Origin of the sequence: Microbacterium sp. NPDC064942, assembly GCF_049545525.1 — a bacterium.
GTDB classification, from domain to species: Bacteria; Actinomycetota; Actinomycetes; order Actinomycetales; family Microbacteriaceae; genus Microbacterium; species Microbacterium gawkjiense.
In genome coordinates this window covers 38596-53970 of the sequence record NZ_JBMWDR010000009.1, presented here as the reverse complement: position 1 = coordinate 53970, position 15375 = coordinate 38596, and the positions used below count along the sequence as shown (strand labels likewise).

General features: G+C 70.0%; 25 protein-coding genes and 1 tRNA gene. 24 read left to right on the top strand and 2 right to left on the bottom strand.

The genetic code is table 11. The features are described from left to right. The first annotated feature begins 6 nt into the window (after positions 1-6). The 23 genes from ACPEH2_RS13765 (at position 7) to ACPEH2_RS13655 (ending at position 12871) form a co-directional block, all read left to right on the top strand. Positions 7-297: a helix-turn-helix domain-containing protein gene (locus ACPEH2_RS13765; RefSeq protein ID WP_423718911.1), complete on the top strand. Its 291-nt coding sequence runs from the start codon at positions 7-9 to the stop codon at positions 295-297. Next, positions 294-521: a helix-turn-helix domain-containing protein gene (locus tag ACPEH2_RS13760; RefSeq protein ID WP_423718910.1), complete on the top strand. Its 228-nt coding sequence runs from the start codon at positions 294-296 to the stop codon at positions 519-521. Before ACPEH2_RS13765 ends, ACPEH2_RS13760 begins: the two co-directional genes overlap by 4 nt. Then, positions 518-697: a hypothetical protein gene (locus ACPEH2_RS13755; protein WP_423718909.1), complete on the top strand. Its 180-nt coding sequence runs from the start codon at positions 518-520 to the stop codon at positions 695-697. Before ACPEH2_RS13760 ends, ACPEH2_RS13755 begins: the two co-directional genes overlap by 4 nt. Further along, positions 694-852: a hypothetical protein gene (locus tag ACPEH2_RS13750; protein ID WP_423718908.1), complete on the top strand. Its 159-nt coding sequence runs from the start codon at positions 694-696 to the stop codon at positions 850-852. Before ACPEH2_RS13755 ends, ACPEH2_RS13750 begins: the two co-directional genes overlap by 4 nt. Continuing rightward, positions 849-1076, top strand: a complete 228-nt coding sequence (locus tag ACPEH2_RS13745; RefSeq protein ID WP_423718907.1) for a hypothetical protein — start codon at positions 849-851, stop codon at positions 1074-1076. Before ACPEH2_RS13750 ends, ACPEH2_RS13745 begins: the two co-directional genes overlap by 4 nt. A 61-nt stretch (positions 1077-1137) precedes the next feature. Beyond that, positions 1138-1332 carry a hypothetical protein gene (locus ACPEH2_RS13740; protein ID WP_423718906.1) on the top strand — a complete coding sequence of 65 codons (195 nt, stop codon included), beginning with the start codon at positions 1138-1140 and terminating at the stop codon, positions 1330-1332. Then, the gene (locus ACPEH2_RS13735) at positions 1329-1868 is read left to right on the top strand and encodes a crossover junction endodeoxyribonuclease RuvC (RefSeq protein ID WP_423718905.1); all 540 of its coding nucleotides are present in this window, start codon (positions 1329-1331) and stop codon (positions 1866-1868) included. The genes ACPEH2_RS13740 and ACPEH2_RS13735 overlap by 4 nt, the downstream gene beginning before the upstream one ends. A gap of 16 nt (positions 1869-1884) precedes the next feature. Further along, positions 1885-2499: a hypothetical protein gene (locus ACPEH2_RS13730; RefSeq protein ID WP_423718904.1), complete on the top strand. Its 615-nt coding sequence runs from the start codon at positions 1885-1887 to the stop codon at positions 2497-2499. 2 nt (positions 2500-2501) lie between these two features. Then, positions 2502-2885, top strand: a complete 384-nt coding sequence (locus tag ACPEH2_RS13725) for a hypothetical protein (protein ID WP_423718903.1) — start codon at positions 2502-2504, stop codon at positions 2883-2885. Between the two features lie 86 nt (positions 2886-2971). Next, entirely contained in the window at positions 2972-4393 is a 1422-nt protein-coding gene (locus tag ACPEH2_RS13720) for a ParB/RepB/Spo0J family partition protein (RefSeq protein WP_423718902.1), read from the top strand. Continuing rightward, a complete protein-coding gene (locus ACPEH2_RS13715) occupies positions 4390-4698 on the top strand; it encodes a hypothetical protein (protein WP_423718901.1) in 309 nt (102 codons plus the stop codon). Before ACPEH2_RS13720 ends, ACPEH2_RS13715 begins: the two co-directional genes overlap by 4 nt. Beyond that, positions 4695-5729 (top strand): hypothetical protein, encoded by a 1035-nt coding sequence (locus ACPEH2_RS13710; protein ID WP_423718900.1) that lies wholly within the window; start codon positions 4695-4697, stop codon positions 5727-5729. Before ACPEH2_RS13715 ends, ACPEH2_RS13710 begins: the two co-directional genes overlap by 4 nt. Before the next feature lie 24 nt (positions 5730-5753). Beyond that, positions 5754-6428 (top strand): hypothetical protein, encoded by a 675-nt coding sequence (locus ACPEH2_RS13705; protein WP_423718899.1) that lies wholly within the window; start codon positions 5754-5756, stop codon positions 6426-6428. A 62-nt stretch (positions 6429-6490) separates the two neighbouring features. Further along, positions 6491-6793: a glutaredoxin family protein gene (locus ACPEH2_RS13700; RefSeq protein WP_423718898.1), complete on the top strand. Its 303-nt coding sequence runs from the start codon at positions 6491-6493 to the stop codon at positions 6791-6793. Beyond that, positions 6790-6996 carry a hypothetical protein gene (locus tag ACPEH2_RS13695; protein ID WP_423718897.1) on the top strand — a complete coding sequence of 69 codons (207 nt, stop codon included), beginning with the start codon at positions 6790-6792 and terminating at the stop codon, positions 6994-6996. The genes ACPEH2_RS13700 and ACPEH2_RS13695 overlap by 4 nt, the downstream gene beginning before the upstream one ends. Then, positions 6993-9452: a phage/plasmid primase, P4 family gene (locus ACPEH2_RS13690; RefSeq protein WP_423718896.1), complete on the top strand. Its 2460-nt coding sequence runs from the start codon at positions 6993-6995 to the stop codon at positions 9450-9452. The genes ACPEH2_RS13695 and ACPEH2_RS13690 overlap by 4 nt, the downstream gene beginning before the upstream one ends. After that, positions 9449-9793 (top strand): hypothetical protein, encoded by a 345-nt coding sequence (locus ACPEH2_RS13685; RefSeq protein WP_423718895.1) that lies wholly within the window; start codon positions 9449-9451, stop codon positions 9791-9793. The genes ACPEH2_RS13690 and ACPEH2_RS13685 overlap by 4 nt, the downstream gene beginning before the upstream one ends. 11 nt (positions 9794-9804) lie before the next feature. Further along, positions 9805-10008, top strand: a complete 204-nt coding sequence (locus ACPEH2_RS13680) for a hypothetical protein (protein ID WP_423718894.1) — start codon at positions 9805-9807, stop codon at positions 10006-10008. Next, on the top strand, positions 10005-11234 hold the full coding sequence (locus ACPEH2_RS13675; protein ID WP_423718893.1) for a helix-turn-helix domain-containing protein: 1230 nt from the start codon (positions 10005-10007) through the stop codon (positions 11232-11234). Before ACPEH2_RS13680 ends, ACPEH2_RS13675 begins: the two co-directional genes overlap by 4 nt. Beyond that, positions 11231-11860, top strand: coding sequence for a hypothetical protein (locus ACPEH2_RS13670; protein ID WP_423718892.1), 630 nt, complete (start codon positions 11231-11233; stop codon positions 11858-11860). Before ACPEH2_RS13675 ends, ACPEH2_RS13670 begins: the two co-directional genes overlap by 4 nt. Next, positions 11857-12057, top strand: coding sequence for a hypothetical protein (locus ACPEH2_RS13665; protein WP_423718891.1), 201 nt, complete (start codon positions 11857-11859; stop codon positions 12055-12057). Before ACPEH2_RS13670 ends, ACPEH2_RS13665 begins: the two co-directional genes overlap by 4 nt. A 169-nt stretch (positions 12058-12226) precedes the next feature. After that, positions 12227-12604 (top strand): DUF4326 domain-containing protein, encoded by a 378-nt coding sequence (locus tag ACPEH2_RS13660; protein ID WP_423718890.1) that lies wholly within the window; start codon positions 12227-12229, stop codon positions 12602-12604. A 3-nt stretch (positions 12605-12607) separates the two neighbouring features. After that, positions 12608-12871, top strand: a complete 264-nt coding sequence (locus ACPEH2_RS13655) for a hypothetical protein (RefSeq protein ID WP_423718889.1) — start codon at positions 12608-12610, stop codon at positions 12869-12871. A gap of 65 nt (positions 12872-12936) precedes the next feature. On the opposite strand, the gene ACPEH2_RS13650 is transcribed toward ACPEH2_RS13655, so the two are convergent. Together ACPEH2_RS13650 and ACPEH2_RS13645 are read right to left on the bottom strand one after the other, a co-directional pair. Then, positions 12937-13012: transfer RNA gene (locus tag ACPEH2_RS13650), tRNA-Thr, on the bottom strand. A 30-nt stretch (positions 13013-13042) separates the two neighbouring features. After that, positions 13043-14014: a DsbA family protein gene (locus tag ACPEH2_RS13645; protein ID WP_253034277.1), complete on the bottom strand. Its 972-nt coding sequence runs from the start codon at positions 14012-14014 to the stop codon at positions 13043-13045. Between the two features lie 225 nt (positions 14015-14239). On the opposite strand from ACPEH2_RS13645, the gene ACPEH2_RS13640 reads away from it, so the two are divergent. After that, the gene (locus ACPEH2_RS13640; RefSeq protein WP_359921187.1) at positions 14240-15343 is read left to right on the top strand and encodes an ABC transporter ATP-binding protein; all 1104 of its coding nucleotides are present in this window, start codon (positions 14240-14242) and stop codon (positions 15341-15343) included. The last annotated feature ends 32 nt before the right edge of the window (positions 15344-15375 follow it).

Below are 15375 nucleotides of genomic sequence, written 5' to 3'. Positions count from 1 at the left end.
AGCCGCATGGAACTTCATGCAAGCGACGAAGAGGTCGAGCGACAGGCGTCGCAGGCCGAGGCGCTGCGGATCGCGCAGTGGATCGCTGGGGACCTTCGGGCTGAGATGGCGCGGCAGAAGCGCACCGGCGGGGAGCTCGCCGAGGTGCTCGGGATCTCCGCTCACACCGCGGGTCGGCGTCTGAAGGGTGACATCCCGTTCGATGTGATCGAGCTCGCGGCGGCGTGCGACTGGCTCGGCATCAGCCTCGTCGACGTCGTCCGCCGCGCTCAGCTCCCCCAGGTGGTCGCATCATGACCGCGCCGGCTGCCGCCGCGGTGGGGAGCGGCCCCGTGTGGATGACCGAGAAGGAGGTCTCGGCGCACACCCGCATCCCCGTCGACACTCTCCGCTACTGGCGCCGTGACGGCGCGGTCCGGGTCCTCCCGTTCCACAAGATCGGCCGACTGGTCCGGTACGAGCGTCACGAGGTCGACGCAGCGATCGAGGCATCCCGAGTCGATGTGAGGGCGGCATCGTGAGCGCACTGGATAGTCGTCCTCCGCTGACGCACGAGATCGTCGTCAAGCACGTCACAGGCAGCGGGGTGACTGTGGTCGCGGTGGCGCAGGACGAAGCGATCGCCCGGAAGATCGCCAAGTCCCTCGAGTCCGTCTACGGGCGGGGCGTCACGAAGGTTCGCGAGGTGGCCTCATGAGCCGCGCGACGGAGGCGGCGCTCGCGAAGGGCGAATGCGTCGTGATGAGCCGGCACGACGAGCCGATGATCCGCACGTCGGATGCCACGGAGGCGGAGCGCATCGCGCAGCGCGTCAGCGGGTACGTCGTCTACCCGAAGGTGGTCGCCGCATGATCCGCCGGACCGTCGCGATCGTTGCCCTGTTCGCCGTCGTCGCGCTCGTCGCCCCGAACGCGGCACAGCCCGGCGTGAACAGCGCGGACCTCATCTGCGTCGCCTCGCCCTTCTTGTTCCTGGCGCTCGTGATGCGCCGCACCCAGACCCCCGCCGGGGACGCTCCGTCCCCCCAGGAGCCGGCCTCCCCCAGCGCCGAGTCCCCGGCGGGCTCCCCCTTCTGACGCGACCACGCGCGTCCCCTTCGTTCCACACCCGCACACCAGCTCTATCTGGAGACCCCTGATGACCCGAAAGCTTCGCGTCCGGACGCCGCTCAGCGTCCGCCGCCCGGTGCCTGCGCGGCGCGTCGTCGTCGACGATCAGCCCGCGGAGTACTCCCGCGAGGGCCGCGTCCTGAGCGTGCTGCACGTTGCGACGATCGTGACCGGGGTCGTCGCGTTCGCGGCGGTCGTGGTCGGTCTAGCGGTGATCCCGTGATCGTCGTCGGTATCGACCCGTCGCTGTCGTGCACCGGGCTCGCCATCAGCACGGATGACAGCATCTCGACGCGGCGTGTGAAGTCAGCAGCCGCCGGCACGACGCTGCTCGCGAAGCGGAACCGGATCCGGCAGGTCGTGAGCGGCATCCTCGCCCCCATCCCGCCGCGCGTCGACGTCACGGTCATCGAGGTCCCGAACTCCCGGCAGCAGTACGGGGCGCAGAACGAGCGAGTCGCTCTGTACTGGTTCCTCGTCGACCAGCTGCTCGCTCGCGGCCCGGTTGTCGAGGTGACGCCGTCGCAGCGCGCGAAGCTCGCGACCGGCAACGGCCGCGCCGACAAGGCGCAGGTCTTGGCGCACGTCCGGGCGATGTTTCCCGACGTCGCGGTGCTCGACGACAACGTCGCCGACGCCCTCGCCCTCGCCTGGGCCGGCCTCCGCTGGGCCGGTGCTCAGCAGCCCGATTACCTCCCGGGCCAGGAGCAGGCGCACGCACGCCTCGACTGGCCCTCCCGTTCCACGACCACCCACTGAGAGGACCTGAACCGCCATGACCAAGCTGTCCGCGAAGCTCCCGAAGGAGTACGACGACAACGGTCTCGAGTCGAACACTCGACACCTGCTCGCCGCCTACCCGAAGCAGGAGTACCTGCCCGTCGTCGGCATCGTCCGCACGAAGGACTACCAGAACACCGAGGACTTCGAACGGGTGCCCCGCATCGAGTTCGTCCGCATCGAGATCGCGATCGAGCCCGACGATCAGGAGGCGCTGCGCGGTCTGGTGCAGCGGCTGCACGACGAGCGCGTGGGGCACATGAAGCAGCCCCTCGACCTTCCAGACACCGAGCAGGCTGCACCGGCGCCGCTCGAGCTCGAGGCGAGCAGCGGGATCTACAGCATCCGGATCGTGGACGAGCCGAAGGGCAAGTTCACCGTCGTGCTGGTCGCCCCGTCGGGTGCGGAGGTCACGCAGCGGCACGCGCTCCCCCGCGCGGAGTACGGCGAGCTGGAGCCGGGCGAGTACCCGCTGAGCGCCATCACCGGCGAGATCCTCACGCTCGCGCAGGCCCTCATCCAGGACTACGAGTCCGGATTCGTCACCGGCGACGTCATCGACGCCGAGCTCGTCGACGACGAGACCACCACCACCGAGGAGGAGGACTGACCATGTCCGCTGAGCACGCCCCCGTCACCCCCATCCGCGACATCGTGCCGGCCACGCCGGCGACCGAGATGGAGCTCGTCGACGAGCGCGCCTCGTTGCAGGCTGACGTCGAGTTCATCAAGGAGCGCATCGCGCAGATCGACGCACAGCTGATCGAGCGGCTGCCCGTCGGCGTCACCGAGATCGGTGACACGAAGGTCGAGGTCCGCGAGTACTCGCGTCTCGACACGAAGTGGATCGAGGAGAACTACCCGGTCTCGCAGTACCCGCAGCTCTACAAGGTCACTGCGCCGGCGGTCGACGCGGCCGCGGTGAGGAAGCAGTTCGCGCCGGCCGTGCTCGAGGAGCACAAGGTCCGCGGCGCGAAGTCGATCGTCATCCGCTGACGCTCCGCCGCGACGGCATACACGCCGGGTTCGAGTCCCGGGGCGGCACGCACGTTCCACACCACCCAGGCACGAAAGGACACACCATGTCGAAGACCGACACCGTCGACCAGGTGCTCGAGCGCGTGCAGCTCGACGAACTCCTGATCGACATCAACGTCCGCACCGACGTGAAGCTCGATAAAGACTTCATCGCGTCGATCAAGGCCCACGGCATCCTGCAGCCGCCGATCGGATGGCGCGGCGAGGACGGCAAGGTCCGCATCACCGCCGGCCAGCGCCGCACCCTCGCCGCCATCCAGCTCGAGCTCGGCTCGATCGACGTCATCCTCAAGCCGCAGGCAATCGCCGAAGCGGCCCGCATCGTTACGCAGCTCGCTGAGAACGACCAGCGCCAGGAGCTCACCACCTCCGAGCGGGTTCACGGCTACAAGCAGCTCGCGATGTTCGGGGTCTCCCCCGAACAGATCGCGCGTCGGACGAACAAGCCGAAGGCACAGGTCGTCGTCGCCCTCGGCGTCGCAGAATCGGCGATCGCGGTCGAAGCCCTCGACTCGCTCCCGATCACCCTCGAGCAGGCGGCCATCATCGCCGAGTTCGAGGATGACGCAGAGGCGATCGACCGCCTCATGCAGGTGGCCTCGAGCTACCCGACCAACCTCGCCCACGAGGCGCAGCGACTGAGGGACGATCGCGAGTACCGCGCAGCGAAGGCTGAGAAGGAGCGCGAGCTCGCGGCGACTGGCATCGAGGTCATCTTCGAGGCGCCCGCCTACAACGACTCCTCAATCCTCAGCCTGAGCGCGCTCTGGCGCACAGGGGATGCCACGCGCACGACCCCCGAAGCAGACCCGCAGGTCATCCGCGGGCTGGTTGCGCGCGTCCACCAGGCGGGTTACTACGCGCGCGAGAACGGCGACGTCGTCGGTGTTACCTACTACGTGCGCGACTGGGCGTCGCAGGGCCTCGAAACGTTCAGTCACTCCACGCCGAAATCCGAAGCCGACGTCGCGAAGGAGAAGGAGCAGAAGAAGGCGGAGCGTCAGCAGGCCGCAGATCTCCGCTCCGCGACGAAGGTCCGGCGTGAGTGGATCCGCACCGATCTGCTGCAGCGCCCGGCGGGCCGCCGCGGATCCGAAGCAGCGAAGCTGATCGCGGCTGCGCTCGTAGGCGCTGACACCTCGGCGTCGGATGGCCGCGTCTACCCGATCGCGGCCGAGCTGCTCGGTATCGAGTACTCCGAGCCCGCGAAGGGCACCTACGACAATCGCTCCCGCACCGCCGTCGTGGAGGCGCTGCGAGCGGGCGCGGATCCGATGCGCCTGGCGCTCGGCGTCGCGATCGCTCGGACCGAGAGCGTAATCGGCGACCCGGCCGGCTGGGTCCAGTCTCGCGACTCCGCGATCACCGTCGCCTACTACCTGCAGCTCGAGGAGTGGGGCTACACGCTCAGCGACGTCGAGCGCGCGATCGCCTATCCGAAGAAGCGACGGGGGGCGAAGCGATGACCGGTCAGGACGCGGTGCGAGCGACGGTCTACCTGCAGGTGCAGCCGGAGTACTCGTGGCAGGCGAAGCAGTACCGCCAGTTCGACACACCGGGCGCGATCCAGGGCGCGAAGGTCGTGGGGTCCACGCAGGGCAAGTCGCAGAAGCCGAAGCCTGGGACGGTCGAGGTCAAGGTGACTATCGAGATCCCCAAGGGTGCGTTCCTGCCGCTTCGACCTGAGGCGATCGTCGTCATCCCGGAGTCCCTCACGGCGCCGCACCCAGTGACCGTCGAGGCCGAAGACGCGAACGAGCACGACGCATGACCGCGGTGGAGGACCTCTACCTCGGGGTTATCAAGGACGGCATCACCCGGCATCCGCGGTCGCTGCAGAAGCGCATCGGCCCGTCGGAGATCGGTAAGCCGTGCGACCGGTGGATCCTCCACAAGCTCAACGGCGACGGCGAGCCGGACCGCGGTCCCGCGTGGAAGCCGGCGGTCGGCACTGCGGTGCACGACCAGCTCGAGCGGTGGTTCGACGCCGCGAACCGTCCCGGTGGTGGCGACGTCCGCAACATGGAGTGGGTCACGGAGTGGGAGGTGACCGTCGGCGCGATCGGTGGCCAGTGGATCACCGGTCACTCCGACCTGTTCCACGTCCCGACGGGCACGGTCATCGACCACAAGATCGTCGGCCCGAAGCAGCTGTCGAAGTACCGCCTCCACGGCCCCAGCCAGCAGTACCGGGTCCAGGCGCACCTGTACGGCGCCGGGTTCACAAACGACGGCGGGTGGGGGCCGGCGCGGACCGTAGCGATCGCGTTCCTCCCCCGCGACGGCGAGCTGTCGAACACCGTGTTCTGGTCGGAGCCGTACGACCCGCACCTCGCGGCATCCGCGATGCTCCGCGCCGAACGGCTCAACACCATGCTCCAGGTCGTCGGGATCGACGCTGCGCTCGCCGCGTCACCGCTGTGCGACGACGAATGGTGCACCTGGTGCCGGAAGGAGAAGCGGGCCGCGCAGCGCGCCGCCGGCGGGTCCCTATTCAACCTCGGCGAGCTCCACGTCGTGCCCACGCCGGCACCGCAGCTCGCACCGCTCACCATCGGCTCCGCAGTCCCGAAGCCTGCCGCGCCGGCACCCGAGCAGGCTGCGCTGCCCGCACCCGTGCCGATCCGCCCGGCCGCGGTGACCTGCAACGTGTGCGGGATGCCGCTGCACCCCTCGGTCGCCGCCGGCGGCTACTCGACGCACCCGACGTGCGACACCACCCAGATGTCCGGCCCGACGCCGGTCCCCGCGACACCGCAGCCAGCGGCGCTCGCACCCATCACCAACCTGTTCGACCGCTGACAAAACCAACCAGGAGAACCCCTCATGTCCCTTTTCGAATCGTCCAGCAAGGGCGTCAAGTTCGACACCGTCGGCGCCAGCATCACCGGCACCGTGAAGGCCGCGCCCCGCGAACGGCAGCAGACGAAGTACGGCACCCAGGAGCCCGACTTCTGGCCCAACGGCGACCCGAAGATGCAGATCCTCGTCGACCTGCAGACCGACCGCCGCGAGGACCCGAACGACGACGGCGAGCGCACCCTCTACGTCGCGTCGCCGAAGATGCGGAAGGCGATCGGTGAAGCGATCCGCGCGGCGAACGCGTCCGACATCCTCCCCGGCGGCACCCTGACCGTCACGTTCATCGGCAACGACCCCGCGTCGAAGAACCCCGCGAACCCGGCGAAGCTCTACCAGGCGCAGTACACCCCGCCGGCATCCGGCTTCGCGCAGCCCGCAGCGGCGGCTCCGCAGGTGCAGCAGGCGGTCGCCCCGCAGGCGCCGACCACTGCTGGGCCGACCTTCCAGCCCGTGCAGGCTCCGCTGCCCGCGACGCCGCAGCCGGTGCATCAGGCGCCCGCTCAGCAGGTGCAGCCCGGCGGCATGACCGAGGACCAGGTGTCCAAGGTCCTGCAGCTGCGCAGCGCCGGCATCGACGACGGCGTGATCGCGACCGCTGTCGGCGTGAACGCGGAGCAGCTCGCCGCGATCCCGTTCTGAGCTTCGGCTCACCCGCCCTCGCCGCGACAGCGCGCGGTCCCATCGAGAAGGACCGGGGGCACATGACTGAGAGAGACAACCCCACCGTGACCGCGGACACCCGCGTCATCGTCTGGACCAAGCCGTCCTGCCAACAGTGCCGGATGGTGAAGTACCGGCTCGAGGCCGCCGGCGTCGAGTACGACGAGCTCGACATCACCGCCCCGGAGCACGCGCGCGACCTCGCCTACTTCCAGGGCCTCGGCTACTCATCCGCGCCGATCACCGAGTACGGCGGCTCGGCGGTGCCCGGGTTCATGCCGTCCGAGGTCGACCGGATCATCGCGTCGTGGCGTGAGCTGCACCCCGCGGGAGCCGGAGCGTGACCGTCAAGGATGCCGCGGTCGGCGCGATCTGCCCCGACTGCGGCGCCGGCATCCGGCTCGGCCAGCCCGTCATCCGCGACAGCCCGTTCGCCTCCTGGCGCCACGTCGCGTGCCCGCGGACGAAGTTCGACTACGACCCAGCCGACGTCTGCCCCGACTGCTTCACCGTCCGCACCACCACCGGAGCCTGCGCCTGCCCATGAGCACTCTCCTCGCCACCGCCCTCAACCTTCACGCCGCCGGGCTGTCCGTCGTGCCCGTCGCGGCCGACGGTTCAAAGCGCCCGCGCATCGCGTGGAAGGAGCACACGACCGTCGCGGCCGACGAGGCGCAGTTGCGCGCCTGGTTCGAGACCGACCAGGCGCAAGGCATCGGCCTCGTCACTGGGTACGCCGACGTCGAGCTGCTCGAGGTCGAGGGCGTCGCGATGCAGCTCATGCCGGCCGTGCTCGAGCTGCTCGATGGGACCGGGCTGCGGCCGCTGTACGACCGCCTCGTCGTCGGCTGGTCGGAGCAGTCACCCTCGGGCGGGCTGCACCTCCTCTACCGGGTGGAGGGCGGCGCGGTCCCCGGCAACCAGAAGGTCGCGCAGCGCCCGAAGGCGGAGGCCCCGTACCGCGAGACTCTCGCGGAGACCCGCGGCACCGGCGGCTTCGTGGTCCTCGCGCCGTCGACCGGCGACGTGCACCCGTCCGGGCGGCCCTGGATCCGCCTCTCCGGCGGGCCCGCAAGCATCCCGACCATCACCGCGGACGAGCGCGTGCAGCTGCACGCCGTCGTGCACGCCGCGCTCGACACGCTCCCCGAGGATGCGGCGCCCGCCCCGGCTAGCCCCGTCGACGCGAAATGGTCGACCACCTACCAGTCGATCGCGGGCGACATCACCCCGGGTGACGACTTCGAAGCGAAGACCGACTGGTCGCAGATCCTCACCGGGTGGACACACGTGTTCAGCCGCGGCGCGACGAAGTACTGGCGGCGTCCCGGGAAGGACGACGGGGTGTCCGCGACGACCGGGCACGCCGGCGATCGCGACCGGCTGTTCGTGTTCACCTCTTCGACCGAGTTCGAACCGGAGGTGCCGTACACGAAGTTCGGCGCGTGGACCCTGCTGAACCACCGGGGCGATCACGCGGCCGCGGCGAAGGCTCTCGTCGACGCCGGGTTCGGGTATCGGGCGCCGCGCGAGCTCGCACCGGCCGCTCCCTCGCGCACGACGTCGACGGGCACGCAGATCAGCGCTGTCGGCAACACGGCCGCCGCGACGGCGCCCAGGGCGCAGATCGGCTCGGACAGCGCCGACCTCACCGACGACGGCAACGCGAGGCTCCTGGTCGCCGAGTACTCGGGGACGCTGCGGTACGTCGAGGACGCGCAGAAGTGGGTCACCTGGGACGGGAACCGGTGGGTCTGGCACCCCGACGACGGGCCCGCCATCGAAGCCGCCCGCGACGTCATCCGCCGCATCCCGACCGACAACCAGCAGCTCGCCGCGTGGCGGCTGAAGTCGATGCGGGCGCGGGCGATCGGTGATGCAGTCCGGCTGGCGCGCGCGACGCCGGCGATGCGGATCCGGGCCGCGCAGTTCGATCAGCACGCGTGGCAGCTGAACACCCCGAACGGTGTCGTCGACCTCCGCACCGGCGCGATCGCCGCGGCGACACCCGCGCTGTTCCACTCGAAGCAGACCAGCGTCAGCCCCGACCCGGAGATGCGGACGCCGCTGTGGGACAGGTTCCTGAAGACCACGTTTCAGTCGAACCCGGACATGGAACGGTACATGCAGCGCCTCGCCGGGCTGATGTTCATCGGCGAGGTCATCGAGCACATCTTCCCCTTCGCGCACGGCAAGGGCGGCAACGGTAAGGGCGTCTTCGCCGAGGTGCTCTCCGCGATCGCCGGGGACTACGCGACCGCCGCGCCGCAGGGGTTCCTGCTCATGGGTCGCGACAAGCACCCCACCGAGCTCGCACTGCTGCAGGGGCGCCGCCTGGTCACCCTGTCGGAGATCAACGCGAAGACCACGTTCGACGAGGCGAAGCTCAAGTTCCTCACCGGCGGGGACACCATCACCGCCCGCTTCATGAACAAGGACTTCTTCGACTTCACCCCGTCGCACACGTTCCTGATGCTCGCGAACGATCAGCCGCAGGTCGAGACCGGTGGTGACTCCGTGTTCCGACGCATGCGACTCATCCCCTTCACGCACAGCGTCACCGACGAGGAACGCATCGAGGACCTGCAGCGACGCCTCGTCGACGAGGAGGGCCCCGGGATCCTCGCGTGGATCATCCAGGGCGCCGTCGACTACGCCGTCGACGGGCTCCGAACTCCCGCCGAGGTCCTCGCCGCGACCGATGCATACCGGGCAGAGGAAGACCACCTCGGCCGGTTCATCGATGACCGTGCCCGCGTCGGCGGTGGCGAGAACGCCCGGGTCGAGATGAGCGAGTTCCGGAAGGCGTACGACGCATGGTGCCGGGAGCAGCACGAGGACGCGCTGTCGTCGCAAGCGTTCGGCCGGCAGCTGCGGCAGCGGTTCGACGTCGACACGGCGAAGTCCAACGGGCGCCGCTTCTACACGAACGTGGTGCTCTACGCGCCCGAGGTGCCCGACGACGAGGGCCAGGGCGAGCAGACGAGCTGGTGGGACCGATGAACGCCAAGGCTCCGCTCGCCGCCCGCTGCGGCCGCTGCGGCAGGGACGTGCTCGAGGCACGCGACGACTGGCACCAGGGCATGCTCCTTGCCGACCCGCGCATCGATCCTGTCAGCCTCAGCGCCGACCAGGTGCTCGCCTGCGTGATCGCCGGCATCCAGGTGTGGCAGCTGCATCAGGTCGCCGGCCGGTGGGTCACCAGCCTCCGCTCCCGCTACTGGCCACGCCGCCCCGTCAACGGGCCGATCGCTCCCGCTCATGACTGCGACCGCGCCTGGGCGGCGCCGCGCCTGCAGCTCGCCCCCGACGTCACCCACGTCCCCGACACCTGCCCCTTCTGAGAGGACCGACCATGTCCATCACCCGAACCAGCATCACCACCATCGCGTCCGTCGACGTCGACGACGACGGCCAGGTCGAGCTCACCGTGAGCGCCGGCCGCACCGAGCGCACACGCATCACGATCACACCGAACGAGGCGCGCGAGTTCGCGCACGAGCTCGTCCTCGCCGCGAACGAGGCCACCGCCTATCTCGCTGAACGGACGAACCGATGAGCGCCTTCGACCTCCTCGACGACACCTTCCCTCACGGCACCGTCGAGGGTCACCGGCGCGGATGCCGGGGTGCGGTCTGCCCGGCCCCGCTCGCCTGCCGCGACGTGAAGCGCCGCTACGACGGCGACTACGGGTTCAAGCGGCTCGTCGACGCCGGGATACCCATCGACGAGATCCTGCGCCGCGACGCCGCGGAGCGCGACGGGATCGAGAAGCGCGACCGGGATGCCGCGCGCGCGGCCGCCGGCAAGCCGCCCCTCGCCGCACCGAAGCAGAAGACCGCCGCGAGCGCGCGCCCGAAGCGAGACGCTGCGCCGCGGCCGCAGCGGGAGACCCCGAAACCCGCCCCCGTGAGCGACCCGGTCGCTGAGTTCGAACGCGAGCGCGACGAGTGGCGCGCACGCCGTCGCGAGCTGCGCGCCACGGTGCGCGATGCGGAGCGCTCGATCGCCGCGGCGCAGCAGCGTCTCGCCACGGCTCGCGAGCAGCTCGCCGCGCACCTCGAGCTCGCGCCGGTGAAGCCGACCCCGTCGTCGACGAAGACGCGCGTCTCGCGGTCCGACACCCGGGCCGCGGTCGCTCGGCTTCACGCGCAGCAGATGACGGATGCGGCGATCGCCGCGGAGCTCGGCATCACCCGCAACTACGTCTGCACGCTCCGCAAGGAGCAGGGCCTCGAGGTGCACCGGGCACCGCGCGCACGTCGCACCACGGTCCCGCGAGCACTCCGTGAGCCGAAGCCGCGTGAGGTCCTCGGCCACGGCACGAACGCGTCCTATGCCCGCGGATGCCGCTGCGACGAGTGCAGGGCAGCATCCCGTGAGTACCATCGGCAGTGGATGGAGAACCGTCGTCACGCCGCCGACACCATCCCCGCGGAGACGCACGGCACCCCGTACGGGTATCAGCTCGGATGCCGCGGCCGACACACGTGCCCCGCCGAGATCTCCTGCACGGACGCGTCGCTCGCCGAGGAGCGGCGCCGGCGGCGAGAGGCAGGGGCCCCCGAAGCGCCACCGCGGGTCGACGCCGAGCCCGTCCGCCAGCACGTCCGCGCGCTGATGGCCGCGGGCATGCCGGTCCTCACGATCGCCGACGTCGCCGGCGTCTCGAAGACCGGACTCAAGGTCCTGCTCTACGGGCGCTCCGGCGAGCGTAAGGGCGAGATGCCCGCACAGATCGAAGCCGACAAGGCACGCCGCATCCTGGAGGTCACCGCAGCATGACTCATCTCGTTCCCCTGGATGCGATCGACCCGGATGCCGCGTACGAGCGGTGGAAGGAGCGCTACCTGTGGCACGCGCAGCAGATCCCCCACGTCATCGACTACGAGGGTGGCAGCGTTATCGTCTCCATCGGCCGGCTCAAGTCGTCCCGCTTCGACCAGGTGCGTGTCTCCGGCGGCGGGTACATCGACAACCTTCCCGTCGCTGACGGTCCCGGCAGCCGTGACAACGCCGCGATCTGGAACGCCCTCCGCACCTACCTCACCTGCGCCGCCGGCCACCTCGGCATGGAAGCGCCCGTCCTCCCGCCGGCGATCCCCGCCGAGCTCGGCCTCGCGCGTGAGTGGGCGTACGCGGTCAGCGGGTGGCTCGTCGACGCCGCCGAGTTCATCGGCGCCTGGCCGGACCTTGACCAGTACGAGGACGGGCTGTTCCGCCTCATCCGCCGAGCACGCCGCCGACAGGGCGACCGCGTCGCGACCGTCGCCGCGCTCGAGCTGTGCCTCGTCTGCGGTGAACGGGCAGTCCGGGTCGACTGGCTCGACGGCGCCGGCGGCATCCCGGTTCTCACGAAAGCCTGCGCGGTCTGCGGGCACACCATCAGCGAACAGGGAGCAAGGTCGTGATCGAGGCCCGGGCCACGTTCAGCGTGCCCGACACGCTCGTCGGCCTCGCCGTCATCTGGACGGAGGACGACGGCAGCGTCTCGGCGCGGTGGCAGGACCGTCTGAACGGCGTTCCCGCCGAACGCCGCCGCGTCGCCGCGGCATTGCGCGTGCTCGCGGGCGCGCTCGATCGGCGCGCGGAAGAGGTCGGAGGGTGACCCGCGCGGACCCGCCGTTCGAGCCGGCCACACGACCCCGAAGCGCACCCACGGATGCCGACATGCTCGCGGCCGGTCGAGCAGCGCTTCTCCACTTTCGCCACCACGATGTTCCCGGCTCGCTCGCCGACCTCGACGACGCCCTTCACGGCAGGAAGCTCCGATCTCGATGACTTATCCGAAGCGGATCCAGATGTCTCGCCAGCGACCATGGCGGGCAGCACACCCGGACGCGGTGATCGTCGCGCGCCCATCGAAGTGGGGCAACCCGTTTCGCGCTGGGACCACCATCGACACGGGGCACGGCGACTATTTCATCGCCGACCGGGAGGACGCCGTCCGGCTCTTCGCGAACTGGCTCAGCAACACGGTCCGTCCCGATGGGACCTACTGCGACGGGCGCACCGACTACTTCGGCGCCCAGGCATCCGCGCGCCCCTCGATCGACAGCATCCGCGCCGAGCTCGCCGGCCGCGACCTCGCATGCTGGTGTCCCCTCGACCAGCCTTGCCACGCCAATGTTCTCCTGCGGATCGCGAACTCCTGACGGATGCCGAACCTGACATACCGCGAGGCGGCGAAGATGGTGCGCCGGTCGCCGCGCACGATCCGCTACTGGCGGCAGCGCGGCATGCCGATGAGCTGGGAGGTCCGGCAGGGTCAGCGGGTGCGCGTCGTCGACCAGGTCGTGCTCCTCGCATGGTGGCGGGAGCGCATGCAGAACTGGCCGCCGCACCAGTACCGGATTCGCCGGCATCTCGCGGAGCTCGCGGCCAACCAAGTCCCCACACCCGCGCCGCAAAACGGCGAGTAAACGGCGAAACGCCCCCGCATCCTCAGAAGGAGCGGGGGCGTTTTCTGTGTCTGATGTGGGTTAATTGGTGCCGGCTACAGGACTTGAACCTGCAACCCCCGTATTACAAGTACGGTGCGCTACCAATTGCGCCAAGCCGGCAGGTGGCCCAGTCTATCCGGGCCGCGCCGGTCACTCCGCAGGCGCGGTGGGCGTCGGCGTCTCCGCCGGTGCCGTCGGCGTGGGGGTCGGGGTCTGCTCGGTGTAGAACGCGTCGCTCGCGCTCGTCAGCACGAACTGGGAGAACTCCGCGGCGTCCGACAGCGCACCCATGTAGGGCTGGCCGTTGACGAGGATCATCGGCGTGCCGGTGAGCTCCAGGCCGTCGGTGTCGGGGATGCCGGCGATCGCGCGCTCCGTGGCATCCTTCGCCCACTCGATGAAGTCGCCGTCCTCGATGCACGACCGCAGCTTCTCGGGGTCGCTCGCGCCGACGGCCTGCGCCAGGTCGGCGAGCTCGACGTCGGAGAATCCGTCCGTGTCCATCGCCGGCTGACGCGTGAGCAGCTCGGTGTTGTACGCGAAGAAGACGCTTTCGTCGTGGGTCGCGACGCAGGCCGCCGCCGCGGCGGCGCGCAGCGAGTACTTCGTGCCGTTGGACTTGGCCGTGAGCATCGACACCGGATGGTAGCTGAGGGTCGCGGCTCCCTGGTCGACCCACGTGGTGAGCTGGTCGACATTGGCGAGCTGCCATTCGCGCGCACCCGGCGAGAGGTAGTCGACGTAGACGCGGATGTCGACGGGAGCAGCAGTCGGGGATGCCGTCGGTGCCGGCGTCGCCGCCTTGTCCGACCCCGGGGTCGCCTCGACGGCGCTCTCGTCGATCGCGCCCTGGTCCGCCGCGACGCCCGTGACCTCGCTGACCGCGAAGCCGTCCGATGATGCGGTGCTCGGGGTCAGGTCGCGTCCGCCCATTGTCGACGTGACCGACCACACGACGACGGTCGCGACGGCGGCGACGGCCGCGGTCGCCAGGACGCCGAGCGAGATGCGACGAGCGATCCGCGCGCGCGACTGGCGGATGTGGACGCGCTGCGCCTTCTCTCGCACGGCCTCGCGGCGGTCGGTCGCGGATGACGGAGTGTCGCCGGAATCGGTGGACATGAAACCTCGGGAAGATCTGTGGTGGCCGTAGGGCCCGGCGCTCGGGGGTGGCGCACGGTCGATGTTAGTCAGACGCGCTGGAAAAAGGCTGACGAGACCGCATCCCCTCTCGCGGCCCTCCCGTGCCATACTGAAGACGCACCCGATGGCGGGTGTGCGGGGTCGTCCCCGCTCGCTTCACTACGGATCGTCCGGCACGTACCTGCCGGTGAAGGAGAAGAAACAATGGCGTCCGTCACGTTCGACAACGCAACCCGTCTGTACCCCGGTGGAACCCGCCCCGCGGTCGACAAGCTCAACCTCGAGGTCGCCGACGGCGAATTCCTCGTCCTCGTCGGCCCGTCCGGCTGCGGTAAGTCCACCTCCCTGCGCATGCTCGCGGGTCTCGAGGAGGTCAACTCCGGCTCGATCCGCATCGGCGACCGCGACGTCACCGACGTCCCGCCGAAGGACCGCGACATCGCGATGGTCTTCCAGAACTACGCGCTGTACCCGCACATGACCGTCGCCGAGAACATGGGCTTCGCGCTCAAGATCGCCGGCGTCGGCAAGGAGGAGCGCGCCGCCCGCGTCCTCGAGGCCGCCAAGCTCCTCGACCTCGAGCAGTACCTGACCCGCAAGCCGAAGGCCCTCTCGGGTGGTCAGCGTCAGCGTGTCGCCATGGGTCGCGCCATCGTCCGCCAGCCCCAGGTCTTCCTCATGGACGAGCCGCTGTCGAACCTCGACGCCAAGCTCCGCGTCCAGACGCGCACGCAGATCGCGTCGCTGCAGCGTCGCCTCGGCGTCACCACGGTCTACGTCACGCACGACCAGACCGAGGCCCTCACGATGGGTGACCGCATCGCGGTCCTCAAGGACGGTCTGCTCCAGCAGGTCGGCACCCCGCGCGACCTCTACGAGAAGCCGAACAACGTCTTCGTCGCCGGCTTCATCGGCTCGCCTGCCATGAACCTGTTCCCGGCGAGCCTCGCCGACGGCGGCATCCAGTTCGGCACCGAGGTCGTCCCCCTCGACCGCGACACCGTCGGCCGCGCCACCGGCAGCCAGGTCACCGTGGGTGTGCGCCCCGAGGACCTCGAGGTCGGCCCCGCCGACGGTCGCGGCCTCGCCGTTCAGGTCGACCTCGTCGAGGAGCTCGGCGCCGACGGCTACCTGTACGGTCACGTCGACATCGACGGCAAGCGCACCGACGTCGTCGCCCGTGTCGACGGCCGCAACCACCCGAACGCGGGCGAGACGGTCACGCTGGCCGCCAAGCCGGGCCACGTCCACGCGTTCGACATCGAGTCGGGCGAGCGCCTCAACGACAAGCCGGTCGTCTCGGCCTGATCGTCATCATCAGCAGGACCGCGGCGCGGGAA

Excerpts from the sequence above, each read along its gene's own strand:
- ACPEH2_RS13740 (WP_423718906.1), top strand. The coding sequence starts at position 1,138 with ATGACCCGAAAGCTTCGCGTCCGGACGCCGCTCAGCGTCCGCCGCCCG.
- ACPEH2_RS13760 (WP_423718910.1), top strand. The coding sequence starts at position 294 with ATGACCGCGCCGGCTGCCGCCGCGGTGGGGAGCGGCCCCGTGTGGATG.
- ACPEH2_RS13680 (WP_423718894.1), top strand. The coding sequence starts at position 9,805 with ATGTCCATCACCCGAACCAGCATCACCACCATCGCGTCCGTCGACGTC.
- ACPEH2_RS13690 (WP_423718896.1), top strand. The coding sequence starts at position 6,993 with ATGAGCACTCTCCTCGCCACCGCCCTCAACCTTCACGCCGCCGGGCTG.
- ACPEH2_RS13765 (WP_423718911.1), top strand. The coding sequence starts at position 7 with ATGGAACTTCATGCAAGCGACGAAGAGGTCGAGCGACAGGCGTCGCAG.
- ACPEH2_RS13750 (WP_423718908.1), top strand. The coding sequence starts at position 694 with ATGAGCCGCGCGACGGAGGCGGCGCTCGCGAAGGGCGAATGCGTCGTG.
- ACPEH2_RS13700 (WP_423718898.1), top strand. The coding sequence starts at position 6,491 with ATGACTGAGAGAGACAACCCCACCGTGACCGCGGACACCCGCGTCATC.
- ACPEH2_RS13645 (WP_253034277.1), bottom strand. The coding sequence starts at position 14,014 with ATGTCCACCGATTCCGGCGACACTCCGTCATCCGCGACCGACCGCCGC.
- ACPEH2_RS13660 (WP_423718890.1), top strand. The coding sequence starts at position 12,227 with ATGACTTATCCGAAGCGGATCCAGATGTCTCGCCAGCGACCATGGCGG.
- ACPEH2_RS13710 (WP_423718900.1), top strand. The coding sequence starts at position 4,695 with ATGACCGCGGTGGAGGACCTCTACCTCGGGGTTATCAAGGACGGCATC.
- ACPEH2_RS13745 (WP_423718907.1), top strand. The coding sequence starts at position 849 with ATGATCCGCCGGACCGTCGCGATCGTTGCCCTGTTCGCCGTCGTCGCG.
- ACPEH2_RS13685 (WP_423718895.1), top strand. The coding sequence starts at position 9,449 with ATGAACGCCAAGGCTCCGCTCGCCGCCCGCTGCGGCCGCTGCGGCAGG.
- ACPEH2_RS13675 (WP_423718893.1), top strand. The coding sequence starts at position 10,005 with ATGAGCGCCTTCGACCTCCTCGACGACACCTTCCCTCACGGCACCGTC.
- ACPEH2_RS13655 (WP_423718889.1), top strand. The coding sequence starts at position 12,608 with ATGCCGAACCTGACATACCGCGAGGCGGCGAAGATGGTGCGCCGGTCG.
- ACPEH2_RS13730 (WP_423718904.1), top strand. The coding sequence starts at position 1,885 with ATGACCAAGCTGTCCGCGAAGCTCCCGAAGGAGTACGACGACAACGGT.
- ACPEH2_RS13725 (WP_423718903.1), top strand. The coding sequence starts at position 2,502 with ATGTCCGCTGAGCACGCCCCCGTCACCCCCATCCGCGACATCGTGCCG.
- ACPEH2_RS13640 (WP_359921187.1), top strand. The coding sequence starts at position 14,240 with ATGGCGTCCGTCACGTTCGACAACGCAACCCGTCTGTACCCCGGTGGA.
- ACPEH2_RS13715 (WP_423718901.1), top strand. The coding sequence starts at position 4,390 with ATGACCGGTCAGGACGCGGTGCGAGCGACGGTCTACCTGCAGGTGCAG.
- ACPEH2_RS13720 (WP_423718902.1), top strand. The coding sequence starts at position 2,972 with ATGTCGAAGACCGACACCGTCGACCAGGTGCTCGAGCGCGTGCAGCTC.
- ACPEH2_RS13705 (WP_423718899.1), top strand. The coding sequence starts at position 5,754 with ATGTCCCTTTTCGAATCGTCCAGCAAGGGCGTCAAGTTCGACACCGTC.
- ACPEH2_RS13670 (WP_423718892.1), top strand. The coding sequence starts at position 11,231 with ATGACTCATCTCGTTCCCCTGGATGCGATCGACCCGGATGCCGCGTAC.